This window comes from Gammaproteobacteria bacterium (assembly GCA_013817245.1).
In the GTDB taxonomy this organism is placed as follows: Bacteria; Pseudomonadota; Gammaproteobacteria; order HTCC5015; family HTCC5015; genus JACDDA01.
On sequence record JACDDA010000006.1, the window covers coordinates 44,828 to 58,940 of the forward strand.

The 14,113-nt window shown below is 44.1% G+C and carries 15 protein-coding genes; 13 read left to right on the top strand and 2 right to left on the bottom strand.

Annotation, left to right across the window (positions count from 1 at the left end):
* Position 1 precedes the first annotated feature (1 nt).
* Positions 2-1,894 carry a VWA domain-containing protein gene (locus tag H0W44_08465; GenBank protein MBA3582465.1) on the top strand — a complete coding sequence of 631 codons (1,893 nt, stop codon included), beginning with the start codon at positions 2-4 and terminating at the stop codon, positions 1,892-1,894.
* Entirely contained in the window at positions 1,888-3,654 is a 1,767-nt protein-coding gene (locus H0W44_08470) for a protein BatD (GenBank protein ID MBA3582466.1), read from the top strand. Before H0W44_08465 ends, H0W44_08470 begins: the two co-directional genes overlap by 7 nt.
* Before the next feature lie 17 nt (positions 3,655-3,671).
* Here the strand turns inward: H0W44_08470 and H0W44_08475 are convergent, their stop codons facing one another.
* Both H0W44_08475 and H0W44_08480 read right to left on the bottom strand, forming a co-directional pair.
* On the bottom strand, positions 3,672-4,238 hold the full coding sequence (locus tag H0W44_08475) for a DUF2889 domain-containing protein (protein ID MBA3582467.1): 567 nt from the start codon (positions 4,236-4,238) through the stop codon (positions 3,672-3,674).
* A gap of 12 nt (positions 4,239-4,250) precedes the next feature.
* Complete coding sequence (locus tag H0W44_08480) at positions 4,251-4,448, bottom strand: DUF465 domain-containing protein (GenBank protein ID MBA3582468.1); 198 nt, start codon at positions 4,446-4,448, stop codon at positions 4,251-4,253.
* A gap of 247 nt (positions 4,449-4,695) precedes the next feature.
* Here H0W44_08480 and H0W44_08485 point away from each other — a divergent pair, with 247 nt between their 5' ends.
* From H0W44_08485 to H0W44_08535, 11 genes are all read left to right on the top strand, one after another.
* Positions 4,696-6,054, top strand: coding sequence for a Na(+)-translocating NADH-quinone reductase subunit A (locus H0W44_08485; GenBank protein ID MBA3582469.1), 1,359 nt, complete (start codon positions 4,696-4,698; stop codon positions 6,052-6,054).
* Positions 6,055-6,063: 9 nt separating this feature from the next.
* Positions 6,064-7,335, top strand: a complete 1,272-nt coding sequence (locus H0W44_08490; protein MBA3582470.1) for an NADH:ubiquinone reductase (Na(+)-transporting) subunit B — start codon at positions 6,064-6,066, stop codon at positions 7,333-7,335.
* A gap of 21 nt (positions 7,336-7,356) precedes the next feature.
* Positions 7,357-8,181, top strand: a complete 825-nt coding sequence (locus H0W44_08495) for a Na(+)-translocating NADH-quinone reductase subunit C (GenBank protein MBA3582471.1) — start codon at positions 7,357-7,359, stop codon at positions 8,179-8,181.
* Positions 8,178-8,840 carry an NADH:ubiquinone reductase (Na(+)-transporting) subunit D gene (locus H0W44_08500; protein MBA3582472.1) on the top strand — a complete coding sequence of 221 codons (663 nt, stop codon included), beginning with the start codon at positions 8,178-8,180 and terminating at the stop codon, positions 8,838-8,840. The genes H0W44_08495 and H0W44_08500 overlap by 4 nt, the downstream gene beginning before the upstream one ends.
* Positions 8,841-9,449 (top strand): NADH:ubiquinone reductase (Na(+)-transporting) subunit E, encoded by a 609-nt coding sequence (gene nqrE / locus H0W44_08505; protein MBA3582473.1) that lies wholly within the window; start codon positions 8,841-8,843, stop codon positions 9,447-9,449.
* Between the two features lie 48 nt (positions 9,450-9,497).
* Complete coding sequence (locus tag H0W44_08510; GenBank protein MBA3582474.1) at positions 9,498-10,718, top strand: NADH:ubiquinone reductase (Na(+)-transporting) subunit F; 1,221 nt, start codon at positions 9,498-9,500, stop codon at positions 10,716-10,718.
* Between the two features lie 61 nt (positions 10,719-10,779).
* A complete protein-coding gene (locus tag H0W44_08515) occupies positions 10,780-11,796 on the top strand; it encodes an FAD:protein FMN transferase (protein ID MBA3582475.1) in 1,017 nt (338 codons plus the stop codon).
* Positions 11,797-11,825: 29 nt separating this feature from the next.
* A complete protein-coding gene (nqrM, locus tag H0W44_08520) occupies positions 11,826-12,062 on the top strand; it encodes a (Na+)-NQR maturation NqrM (GenBank protein MBA3582476.1) in 237 nt (78 codons plus the stop codon).
* Complete coding sequence (locus tag H0W44_08525; GenBank protein MBA3582477.1) at positions 12,062-12,448, top strand: CBS domain-containing protein; 387 nt, start codon at positions 12,062-12,064, stop codon at positions 12,446-12,448. Before nqrM ends, H0W44_08525 begins: the two co-directional genes overlap by 1 nt.
* Before the next feature lie 47 nt (positions 12,449-12,495).
* Positions 12,496-13,281: a TatD family hydrolase gene (locus H0W44_08530; protein ID MBA3582478.1), complete on the top strand. Its 786-nt coding sequence runs from the start codon at positions 12,496-12,498 to the stop codon at positions 13,279-13,281.
* A 249-nt stretch (positions 13,282-13,530) separates the two neighbouring features.
* Positions 13,531-14,064 (top strand): hypothetical protein, encoded by a 534-nt coding sequence (locus H0W44_08535; protein MBA3582479.1) that lies wholly within the window; start codon positions 13,531-13,533, stop codon positions 14,062-14,064.
* The last annotated feature ends 49 nt before the right edge of the window (positions 14,065-14,113 follow it).

Genomic DNA, 14,113 nt, shown 5'->3' on the forward strand with positions numbered 1-14,113 from the left:
AATGAACTTAGCGCAATTAAACAGTTTGCATTGGCAACAGCCATGGTGGCTGCTTGCGATACCTATTTTATGGATCATCATTTGTTTGTGGTGGTTCAATCATTTACCCAAAAGCTTATGGCGTGAATGGGTGTCGCCCGAATTACAAAAACATGTATTAAAAGGCAACAGTAGCAATAATCAACGCTGGCCTTTATATATGTTGTTATTTGCAAGCTTCGTAATTTCTGCGGCACTTGCAGGTCCAGCGTGGGTGAAATTACCGCAACCGGTTTACCAAAATCGCGCAGCCTTGGTCGTCGTATTAGACTTATCACGTTCAATGCTGGCGCAAGACGTAAAACCTTCACGTTTAATTCGCGCAAAAATGAAACTCACCGATTTATTGCGTCAACGTCGTGAAGGTCAAACGGCTTTGTTAGTGTATGCCGCCCAAAGTTATGCAGTAACACCGCTGACGACGGATACGGCTACCATCTTGGCGCATTTAGAAACTTTAGATCCAAGCATCATGCCGGCACAAGGCAGTCGACCCGATCTTGCGCTTCAACAAGCGATAAACTTATTACACAACAGCGGCATACAACAGGGTCAAGTCTTACTTATCACCGATGGCATTGAACACGATATCGATGACAGTATTGCCGCAGTACGTGCAGCGGGACATCGTATGTCTATACTCGGTATCGGCACTGAAGATGGTGCGCCTATTCCTGATATCGGCGGTGGCTTTTTAAGAGAACGCAATGGCGGTATTATTGTTGCGCGTTTAAACAGCGACAATTTAAAATCTCTAGCTCGCGCAGGTGATGGTTCTTATCACGCGCTGACGCTAGACGATAGCGATCTTAATCACGTATTAAGCGATGCGCGTTTACCTGATGAAAAAAATTCAACAAAAATTGATCGTCAAGTCGATCGCTGGCGTGATGAAGGTCCCTGGTTATTGTGGTTAGTGTTGCCGCTGGCTTTATTTGCATTTCGACGTGGCGCTTTAACTTTATGTTTGCTGGCATGTTTGTTATTGCCTACACCTGACAGCTATGCGGCAGAAATGTCTGATTGGAAAAATATTTTCCGCAATCAAGATCAACGCGCGCTTAATGCTTATCAAGCACAACAATATCAAGACGCAGCAAAAACGTTTAATGATAAAAATTGGCAAGGCAGCGCTTATTATCGCGCAGGTGATTACCAACAAGCGCAACAAGCGTGGTCGCAACACGACACTGCCGATAGCTGGTACAACCAAGGCAATGCTTGGGTAAAATTAGGTGAGCTTGAAAAAGCGCGCAGCGCTTACAAAAAAGCATTGCAACATGACCCCAAACACACAGACGCTAAATATAATTTTGCGCTATTAGATCAAGAACAAAACAAATCAGACTCACCTTCTTCTGACTCATCAGATCAGTCACAAGAGAGTGATGATCAAAACCAATCCGGTGATAAAGGTGAATCATCGCAAGATCAATCTGACTCATCCAGTAATAAATCTCAAAATCAATCCAACAATCAATCACCAGATCAATCTAAAGATAAAACTGATCAACAAAAATCGGATTCATCAGACCAGCAAAACAAAAACTCTAAAGATGCTAATGAAAAGGCCAAACAAGATGCGGCTAATGCGCAAGACATGCCGCGCGCTAATGAACCACCCAAGCCTGAAAAAGATAATTCTGCCGCTGAACAGAGCCCAGCACAGCAGCAAGAAACTAACAAAAAACCCAACGCTATGGGTAGCAATGATGAATCTAACAGCGAACAAGAAAAAAATATGGAACAATGGCTGCAACGTGTGCCTGATGATCCAGGCGGTTTGTTACGACGTAAATTTTTATATCAATATAAACAACGTGATGAAGATACAACGGAAGCACAGCAATGGTGAGATACACAGTTAAATATTTATTAGGCTTTATCTTACTGTTGGCAACACTCGCTCAAGCGGCTGAAATTAACGTCAGCGCGGATCGAGACGAGTTATACGCCAGTGAAGCCTTTCAATTAATTTTTGAAGTTAAAGGTGCAGCCAGTGGCAAGCCTGACTTTTCACCACTCAAAAAATATTTTGATATTTTAGCGACTGGTCAATCCAGTAGTTTTCAATGGATTAACGGCGAAACCACCCAAACTAAAACGTACAATCTCACCGTTTTAGCCGGACGTACGGGCAGCATTACCGTACCTGCTATAACATTTGGTAATGATAAAAGTCCTAGCATTACATTAAACATTCAAGCGGGCGCTTCAAAAGCCGCACCCAATGCGGGCTTTGTTGATCCTAACAGTAATGCTCAAAGCAATAACGTCACCACTGCCAGTAATGTTTTTTTAGAAGCCAGCGTTGATAATAAAAATCCTTATGTGCAACAACAGGTGCTTTATACCTTGCGTGTATTTCGCGCCACTACTATCAACGGCCAACTGACAAATCCAATTGCCAATGACACCTTGGTGCAATATTTAGGCAATGACAAAGAATACGAACAATTACGCAACAACACGCGTTACTTAGTTACCGAGCGTCGTTTTGTTTTATTTCCACAAAGCACCGGCACGATTGAAATTCCACCCGTCACGTTAACGGGACAAATGGTTGCGGTGCGCCAACGTTCTGCTTATTTTGATCCTTTTGGCCAAAGCACCCAAGCCATTCGCTTAAGTAGCAATGCAATTAAATTAAATGTGCTAGCAGCACTTGCTAACCAAAATCCTTGGTTGCCCGCAGAAAAAATATCATTAGATGAACATTGGTCAATTGATCCACCGATTTTTAAAGTAGGCGAACCCATCACTCGCACTATCACGCTGAACGCGCGCGGTTTAATGGCCGCTCAATTACCGAGTTTAACCAGCGTGTTGTCTGACGATTTCAAAACGTATCCAGACCAAGCCAAACTTAATAATAAAAATCGTGACAATGGTGTCACCGGTACGCGCACTGAAAGTTTGGCCTTAGTACCATTAACAGCCGGCGAATTTACGTTACCTGCAATCAGCGTCACGTGGTGGAACAGCAGTAGTAAACAAACCGAAACTTCAACAATACCCGCACGCACTATTGTGGTAGCGGCCGCTGCTAATGCTATTAACAATGATGCAACTCCGATTGCAGCAACGCCTACACCGGTGAAAAATACTGATCAACGTTGGAAAATTGCTAGCATTGCTTTTGCGGTGTTATGGCTTGTCACGATCATTGGGTTTTACCGATTTTATTGGGCTCGTCGCAGTACCGCGCAACAAAATGACACGTCATCGCCCTACGTTTTTAAATCTGGTAATGATCGTGATGCGTGGCGTCGTTTACAACAAGCGTGTACTCGTCATGACGCGGAACAAACGTATCATCGTTTGTTGCAATGGGCAGCCGCACGTTGGCCGCATGAGAACATTACGAATTTGGAACAATTACAAACACAGCTTCAAGATCCAGCGGTGCATTCTGCTTTTGATGAATTACAAGCCGCACGTTTTGGTGCGCAACAAGCGTCATGGCAAGGTAAGACATTGTGGCAAGCATTAGAAGAATGGGCAAAAAACACAGCGGTCGAGGAAAAATTAAATAAAACCAAAGAAACCGAACCCCATTTATATAAATTAGCGAAGCCGCGCCAATCTAAACAAAAACAACCTAAAGAAAAATAGAAGGCTATTTAAAATAATTAAGCCGGTGGCTTATAAAACAAGGGATAAAACGTTTTTACTACCGCGCTATCTTCAGCATACGCATGACAGGTTTTTAAAACCATAGGTCTACGTTCGGGATCTTCCCACGCTTGCCGCTGCGCTTCTGTCATATAACGTTTACGTGCGGCTAATGTTTGATATGCAGCGGTTGCAATCGGTCGTAATAATTCCCCTAAGTGCGTGCAACCTTTGATACCGCCGAGTTTTTCTTTAATGATACGCGTCCAGCCGGGGCCTATGCGTACACCAATCAATTGTTGATACGCGGGTGTAATGTCCGCACACATCTCAAACGGTGAAAACTCGGTAGATGCTTGCGCATCATGAATTAACATTTCATCGTCAATGGTGACACGCAACCACATTTCATGCACGGGCTCGCCAGCCACAACATCACCGCGCCAACGATTCGGGAAAGGATAAGTTTTAGTATCAACAAGATGACCTTCGATATCCCATAAGCCATCATGCCGACGATAACCATGACATTCGACGCGACGAGTGTGCAGGGCTTCGCGTTCTACGGGAGGTGTTAAGGGCATATGAATAGTGTGTTACGCAAGATAATCAGGAATGAGCTTACTTTCTAAGCGCGCAATAGTATCTTTAAGATAGAGTTTTTTCTTTTTAAGACGTTGCAGCTGCAAATGATCCATGCTGATATTTTCTACCAGGCGTGCAATCACAGCATCGAGCTCTTGATGCTCAATGTGAAGCTTTTGTAACTGTTCGCGAATGTCAGAGTCCATCATAGCGGCAATAGTATAGTGTTTTCATACACGATATTCAGCGTAATCCCCAAATGCTGCTTATTAAACGTTGCGGATGAGATTTTATTCACGCTCTCTTGGTACATCCGACGTTATCTCTTTATAATCAGCTCGCCAATCGCCACGGTGAAATATCTTTGGTAAGCATTGGCAGTCGTTGTGCTGCATTGATGTTGCTCAACCCTGTGAACAAGACGCTCGCGTCCCTATTTCTTGGCCATTATCGACTATGACGATCAAAATTAAACGCGGTCTAGATTTGCCTCTGAGCGGTATGCCAGAACAGCGTATCTATCCTGCCCCTACTATCAATAGTGTTGCGGTTTTAGGTGCAGATTATCTCGGCATGAAACCTACGTTGCTGGTCTCAGAAGGTGAACAGGTAAAACTCGGGCAAGTATTATTTACCGATAAAAAATATCCGGCCATTAAATTCACTGCACCGGCCAGTGGCATAGTGAAAAAAATCCAGCGCGGGGCACAGCGCGTGTTGCAAGCGGTGATCATCGAATGTGATCATCAAAGTGTTAATGCTATTGAATTTACCCGCTTTTCTGCAGCGGAACTCAACACGCTGACGCGCCCACAAGTTGAAGCTTTATTATTAGACAGTGGTTTATGGACGGCGCTGCGCACGCGTCCTTATAGCAAAACGCCTCTCCCCGGCAGCGACGCGGATGCGATTTTTGTGACCGCTATCGACACCAATCCCGGTGCAGCAGATCCGCAACTCATCATTGCCGAACAATCTGAAGCGTTTACTCATGGCTTAACTATTCTCAGCAAACTGACTACTGGCACCGTGTATGTTTGCAGCAGCACGACACCGTTAACCGTTCCTGAGCATGAACGCATCGTCAATGAGCAATTTGCAGGGCCGCATCCTGCCGGTTTGGTCGGTACCCATATTCATTTCTTAGCGCCGGTCAGTGCGACCAGTACTGTGTGGCATTTGGACTATCAAGACGTTATCGCGATCGGAAAATTATTTGCAACGGGTTACTTGTGGACTGAACGCATCGTCGCCCTAGGTGGCCCACAAGTGCAAAAACCACGTTTACTGCGCACGCAATTAGGCGCCAATATCAACGAATTAACCCAGCAACAGTTGCATCTGGGCGAAACCCGTTTAGTGTCGGGCTCTATTCTAAGTGGCCGGATGGCCGTTAATTGGGCGGGGTATTTAGGACGTTTTCATTTACAAATCAGTGCCTTAGCCGAAGGTCGCGAACGCGAGTTTTTGGGTTGGATCAAACCCGGCCCCCGGCGTTTTTCTGCAATCCGCGCTTTTGCCGCACACCTTGTGGCACTTTTGAGCAAACCGAATTTTGTGCTCAATACCTCTACCAATGGCAGCCCGCGGGCCATGGTGCCGATTGGTAATTATGAAAAAGTGATGCCGTTAGATATTTTACCGACGCAATTACTCCGCGCGCTGGTCGTTCAAGACAGTGACACCGCGCAAGCCTTGGGTTGCTTAGAATTGGATGAAGAAGATTTAGCCTTATGCAGCTTTGTGTCTTCATCAAAATATCATTATGGCGTGGCGTTACGCGCTAATCTGAATCAAATAGAACAAGAAGGCTAACCGATGACCATGCATTCTTCTTCATCCCACTCTTCTAACCAGCCTTCTAACAAACCCTCTAAATTGCGCAAGCTGCTGGATAGTATTCATCCGCATGTGGATAAAGGTGGCAAATGGCATAAGTGGTACCCACTCTATGAAGCCATTGATACTTTTTTATACACCCCAGCCGATGTCACGCGCCAAGCACCCCATGCACGCGATGCCATTGATTTAAAACGGATTATGACTTTTGTCTGGCTAGCCGCATGGCCGTGTGCATTTATGGCGTGCTGGAATACGGGCCTACAAAATAATCTCGCCATGGCACAACTGGGGTTGGAACACGCCAGTGGCTGGCGCGGTGATATTTTGAGTCTATTGGCCAGTGTTGGCGTGGGCTACAACCCTCAAAGCTTCGTCGACAATTTTATTCACGGTGCGCTGTATTTCTTACCCATATATATAGTGACATTCGCCGTCGGCGGATGTTGGGAGGTCTTATTCGCCACCGTACGTCGTCATGAAATCAATGAAGGCTTTTTTGTCACGTCGATTTTATTTGCCTTAACGCTGCCGGCCACTACGCCGTTATGGCAAGTAGCGATGGGCATTAGTTTTGGTGTGGTGTTAGCCAAAGAAGTGTTTGGTGGTACCGGCAAAAACTTTCTTAATCCCGCGCTGGCTGGCCGGGCATTTTTATATTTTGCATATCCGGCCTATCAATCTGGCGATGCAGTTTGGGTGGCAGTAGATGGTTTCAGCGGCGCCACCGCATTAGGCATCGCCAAATTACAAGGACTGACGGGTGTTCAACAACATATAACGTGGTGGGATGCGTTCATTGGTTTTATTCCGGGCTCGATGGGCGAAACGTCTACGTTAGCCTGCTTAATTGGCGGCGCGTTTTTGGTTTATACCGGTATCGCGTCGTATCGAATTATTTTAGGCGTCATGCTGGGCATGATCACAACAGTTTTATTTTTTAATTGGATTGGCAGCGCAAGCAATCCGATGTTTGCGATGCCGTGGTATTGGCATTTAGTCATTGGCGGTTACGCGTTCGGAATGATTTATATGGCAACCGATCCGGTCAGTGCCGCAATGACCAATACAGGTCGCTGGATTTTCGGTGCCTTGATTGGTTTTATGTGCATCATGATACGCGTTATTAATCCTGCGTATCCCGAAGGCATGATGCTCGCGATTTTATTCGCTAATTTATTTGCCCCTTCAATTGATCATTTTGTGGTGCGCGCTAACATTCGCCGCCGCCAACAACGTACCACTATTAAAGCGTGATATTGCTAAACAGGACATTGCATGGCTAATTCAAATGACAGCACCGCTAGAACACTGGGCGTTGCGCTAATTCTGTGTTTGGTTTGCTCCGTGGTCGTCGCCAGTGCGGCGGTACTGCTCAAGCCATTACAACAAAAAAATAAATTACTCGATAAACAAAAAAATATTTTGTCCGTCGCGAATTTATTAAATCAAGGCAAAAGTGTTGATGCGCTGTTTGCTGAATACGTCGAAGCAAAAGTTGTTGATCTAAAAACCGGCGAATATGTTGATACTGTAGATCCCAATACGTTTGATCCGCGCAAACAAGCCAAAGATCCTGCTCATAATATTCACTTAACGCCAGCGCAAGACATTGCCAACATCAAAAATACACCTGCACAAACAGTGGTATATCTAATTCGCAATGCTCAAGGTGAATTAACCAATATCATCTTACCCATTTCTGGTTACGGCTTATGGTCAACGTTGCATGGCTTTCTCGCGCTCGAAGCTGATCTGCATACTATTTATGGCATTAGTTTTTACGAACATGCTGAAACACCGGGCTTAGGTGGCGAAGTGGATAACCCCACATGGAAAGCTTTATGGCGCGGCAAACAAGCCTTTGATGCAAATAACCAACCCGCAATTCGTGTTATTAAAGGAACAGTTGATGCACAAACATCCGATGCAACACACAAAGTGGATGGTCTTGCTGGCGCAACCATCACCAGTTTGGGCGTTTCCAATTTAGTGAAATTTTGGTTAGGCGAACAAGGTTTTGGACCTTATCTGCACCGCTTAAAAAATGCTCAAGCTATTCCCACCACCGCTGCTATTAACACGCAGGAGCAAATCTTATGAGTGATTCTGTAAACAAAGTTATTTTTGAACCGTTAGTTAAAAATAATCCGATTACTTTACAAGTACTCGGCATTTGTTCTGCATTAGCGGTTACCAGCTCATTAGATACCGCTATTACAATGAGTATCGGCTTAACCTTAGTCACCGCCTTCTCTAGTTTTTTCATCAGCTTAATTCGCCATCATATTCCGAGCAGTATCCGTATTATTGTGCAACTCACCATCATTGCCTCGCTGGTTATTGTGGTAGATCAATTTTTACGCGCTTATGCCTACGCACTGAGCAAAGAACTTTCGGTCTTCGTCGGTTTGATTATCACTAACTGCATTGTGTTAGGTCGAGCAGAAGGTTACGCGATGAAAAATGGCCCCATTCTTAGTTTTTGGGATGGCATTGGTAATGGTTTGGGTTATAGCTTAATTTTGCTATCGGTCGGTGTCGTTCGCGAGTTATTAGGTTCGGGTAGTTTATTAAACTATCCTATTTTGCCGCTCGCATCCGCTGGTGGTTGGTTTCATCCTGTTGGTTTAATGTTATTGCCACCTAGCGCATTTTTTATTATTGGTTTATTTATTTGGGGTTTACGTACTTACAAACCCGAACAAGTAGAAGCGCAAGATTATCGCATTCACAATGACACATCGCAGGAGCACGCATAAATGGAAGCGCATTTAAGTTTGTTACTGCGTGCCGTGTTTGTCGAAAACATGGCCTTATCTTTCTTTTTAGGCATGTGTACCTTTTTAGCTGTCTCGAAAAAAATTGGCACTGCCATCGGCTTAGGAATTGCGGTCGTCGTCGTGCAATCAATTACCGTGCCGATAAATAATTTATTATTTCAATTTGTATTAAAAGATGGTGCATTAGCTTGGGCAGGATTATCCCAAACAGACTTAAGTTTTCTTGGCTTAATCAGTTACATGGGCGTGATCGCGGCCATAGTACAAATTTTAGAAATGATTTTAGATCGTTTCTTCCCAGCACTTTATAACTCCTTAGGAATTTTCTTGCCGTTGATTAGTGTTAATTGCGCAATCTTAGGCGGTTCATTATTTATGGTAGAACGTGATTACAGTTTTGATCAAAGTTTAGTGTATGGTTTTGGCAGCGGCTTAGGTTGGGCATTGGCGATTGTGTCTTTAGCGGGTATACGCGAAAAACTAAAATACAGCGACATCCCTTCTGGTTTACAAGGTTTAGGTATCACTTTTATCACCGCAGGTTTAATGGCCATGGCATTCATGTCATTCTCTGGTGTGCAACTATAAATCGTCTATGTATTTGCCATACATGATTGAGTTTTTTAAGGAATTCAAATGTTAGACATCGGTTTGGGCGTTAGTTTTTTCACGATTATTATCATCGGTTTAGTCGGTGTGATTTTACTCGCCAAAGCACGGCTGGTTTCTACCGGCACGGTTAAAGTTAAAATTAATGGCGAAAAAACCATTGAAACACCGGTCGGCGGCAAACTGATGGGCGCACTTGCTGATGCTGGTTTATACGTGGCCTCTGCATGCGGCGGTGGCGGCACTTGCGGTCAATGTCGCGTTAAAGTGTTTGAAGGTGGCGGTGCAATTTTACCTACCGAACTCAATCACATCAGCAAACGCGAAGCGCGTGAATGTAATCGTTTGTCTTGCCAAATCACCGTTAAGCAAGACATGGATATTCAAGTGCCAGAAGAAGTATTCGGCATCAAAAAATGGCAATGCAAAGTTCGTTCTAATGACAATGTTGCAACCTTCATCAAAGAATTAGTTTTGGAATTACCCGCAGGCGAACATGTTAATTTCCGCGCCGGTGGTTACATCCAAATTGAATCTCCGCCGCATCATGTAAAATTTGCTGACTTCAATGTTAAAACCCGTTTTCGTGAAGACTGGGATCGCTTCAATATGTGGCGCTACGAATCGGTATGCAAAGAACCGGTGATGCGAGCTTATTCAATGGCGAGTTATCCGGAAGAACACGGCATCATCATGTTAAACGTGCGTATCGCTACCCCACCACCCGGCACCAACGATATTCCACCAGGCAAAATGTCGTCGTATGTTTTTGATTTAAAACCTGGCGCAGACGTCACCATCGCAGGGCCATTCGGTGATTTCTTTGCGCGTGAAACCGAAGCAGAAATGATTTTCATCGGCGGCGGTGCCGGCATGGCTCCAATGCGCTCGCATATTTTTGATCAACTACGTCGCATCAAAACCAAACGTAAAATTACTTTCTGGTATGGCGCACGCAGCAAAAAAGAAATGTTTTATGTCGAAGACTTTGACATGCTGGCAGCAGAAAATCCTAACTTCACCTGGCACGTCGCGTTATCGGACGCCTTACCAGAAGATCATTGGACTGGGCACAAAGGCTTTATTCATAACGTCTTATATGAAAAATATTTAAAAAACCATTCGGCACCGGAAGACGCAGAATATTACATGTGTGGTCCACCGGTGATGAACGCCGCCTGCATTCGCATGTTGTTAGACTTAGGTGTTGAACGCGAAAATATTATGCTTGATGATTTCGGTGGCTAAACCAAGGCATCGTGTACGCCGTACACTGAAAACATTTTTTTGTAGCTTACAACAGCACTGTGTGAATATTTTTTTATGGCTGAATGTTGCATGCGTAACTCTACTCTTAAGTGCTTGCCAACCTACACAACCGCTGGTGTTAAGTGGCCCAACCATGGGCACCACGTATCACATTACGATTGCTCAACCACCCGCTAATCTCGATCAAGCGGCATTACAAAAAGATATTGAGGCCATTCTACAAAGAATTGATTTCTTAATGTCGACCTATCGCCAAGACTCTGTATTAAGTAAATTTAACAACAGTCACAGTACACAATGGCAAACTATTCCAGCTGATTTATTTGAAATTATTCATACCGCGAAAACTATTAGTGCTAAAAGCAACGGCGCATTTGATATTACCGTCGGGCCCTTAGTAAATTTATGGGGCTTTGGTGCCGCGCAAACAATTGTTAAACCACCCGCCGAACATTTAATTCAGAATTTAAAAAAACGCATCGGTTATCAAAAATTATTATTACAAAATAATCCACCGGCCCTACGTAAAATCGAGCCCACTTTATATCTTGATTTATCCGGCATCGCCTCCGGTTATGCAGTCGATAAAATTGCGGCGCATTTAGAAACAGTGCAAATACACAATTACATGGTTGAAGTAGGCGGTGAATTGCGCGTTGCTGGTCGCAATCCGCAACAACAAGCCTGGCAAATTGCGATTGAAAAACCGCTGGCGCTCACTCGCGAAATTGAAACTATCATTGCAGTTACCCGTACTGCGGTGAATACTTCGGGCGACTATCGCACTTATTTTGAATATGAAAGCCGCCGTTATTCACATACCATCGATCCTGCTACCGGTTATCCCATTAACCATAATTTAGCATCGGTGACTGTCTTACATGAAAGCTGCACTTGGGCAGACGGCTGGGCCACGGCACTGATGGTGCTCGGCCCCAAAGCCGGTTTAGCGGTTGCCGAACAAGAAAAACTTGCAGCATTGTTTATAATTAAGCAGGATGGTGGCTTCATTGAACAACGTAGCAGCACTTATAACCACTATCTAGCAACACATTAAATAGTTAACACCCACACTATTAGGTCAACATGAATTTATTTTTCGCCAGTTTTGTCATCATTGGGCTTGCTGTGATAGGCATGGCCATTGGTGTCATTATCAGTGATCGCCGCATCAAAGGCAGTTGTGGCGGATTAAATACCATTGAAGGTTTAGAAAGTGCGTGTGATATTTGCGAAACTCCTTGCGAACGTCGACGCAAAGCACTTGCGCAACAAACCACTAACTCCGACTCTATTCGTGAGGTACCCATCAAATGGAATTAATGGACATTACCGTACGTGACTACATGGCAACACAATTAGTAACTTTTTCACCCGACATGGAAATCATGGCCGCGATGCGCACGCTCATCGACAAAAATATTTCCGGTGCTTGCGTCTTAGATGCCACCGGTAACATTGTCGGCATTTTGTCAGAAAAAGATTGTATGCGCGTGGCGCTCGGTGCCAGTTATCACGGCGACAAAGCTGGCTTAGTCAAAGAATATATGTCACCGCAGGTGGAAACAGTTGATGTGGATACGGGGATCATTGAAATTGCAACTTTGTTTTATAACAAACAATATCGCCGTTATCCGGTACTAGATCAGGGCAAACTGGTCGGCCAAATTAGTCGCCGCGATGTATTAAAAGCCTTAAATAAATTTTAACGTTTACCATCGACCGCAACTACATGCACTCCGCTTCTGATACCGCTATGCAACTTATTGATATTGGCGCTAATTTAACCCATGAATCATTTCAAGTTGATTTAAACGAAGTATTAACACGTGCACGCGCCCAACATGTCAGTGCATTTATTATCACCGGCGCATCATTGCCCGGCAGTCAAGCTGCTTTAGCGCTCGCTCAACAACACGATGATTTATTTGCCACCGCCGGTTTACATCCGCATGAAGCGCAACATTTTTCACGCACTACCCTCGCGCAATTACAAGAATTAGCAAAAGACCCTAAAGTTGTTGCATTAGGTGAATGCGGCTTAGATTACAACCGCGATTTTTCACCACGCGATCAACAACGTTATGCGTTCGAAGCCCAATTAGAATTAGCCTGCAAATTAGCGAAACCGGTTTTTTTACACGAACGCGATGCACACGATGATTTTGCAAAAATCCTCGAGCGTTATAAAAAAGATTTAGTCGATTACGTAGTGCATTGTTTTACCGGCGTAGAATCACAGCTGCAAACGTATTTAGAGTTAGAAGCGTACATTGGCATTACGGGTTGGATTTGTGATGATCGACGCGGTCATCATTTACATGAGTTTATTCAGCAAGTACCGGCTGATCGTTTAATGATAGAAACCGACGCACCGTATTTATTACCGCGTGATTTAAAACCAAAACCCAAATCACGACGCAATGAACCCATGCATTTATTACACATTTGCAATACGGTAGCCCGGTTAGTCAACAAAACACCGTTGCAAGTGGCGAATGAAACCACCGCTACGGCGCAACATTTTTTTAGATTACCTTAAACAACATCAGTCATGGTGTGGTAACTTCAAAAAGGTTTTACATTTAGTTAAAATAAAAACAACAAAGCCCTCTATGTGGGGTTTTGTGTTTAGAGATTGAATTAGAAAACCCCAATACCGTAGGCTTGCGGCATAATGAAAAGCAAAATCAAAACGTTTCCTTATTTTTGAAAGGAAGTGATTCTGCCTTTAATATGTTGCACTACGCCAGATGAGATTACTGTCGCTCACTTACAAGGGAGCTTTCACATGACGAAACAATTTTTACGTTGCACCATCTTATGTCTCGTTGCTTACTGTAGTTGGGCATTCTCGTTCGACACTCATTGCAAAGATGAGGCACTGGTCATCTTCAACTGTCACCTCGAAAATTCCAATAAAGTCGTTTCCGTTTGCAAAATCGGAACAGAAAACTCAGATGAGCAAGAACAATACCTTCAATACACCTTCGGCAACATTGGCAAAGCCGAATTAGTCTTCCCAAAAAAGAACCATATCAAGAACAGTCAGTTTTCCTTCGACAGACAATACGGCAAAGAAGCGGGCTATCTTGAATACAATCTTACATTTTACGTTGGAAGCAATAAGTACGAAGTTTATTGGACAGAGGTGAGCAAAATTGACGGGGTTCCACGAGAAGAAGTAGAGATATCAAGTGGCGTTGGTGTATTTACAAGTGCTGGCAAGCGCATCAACCTCCAGTGCAGTAAAGATGTTACCCAAAACCTTGAGTCTGCAAATACGATATTTGTACGTAATGTCGACTGGGCGAATGAACAGTAAGCCTTTGCGCTGAACGCTAAAATAAGAGAACGCTTTCGCTTTTAAACTT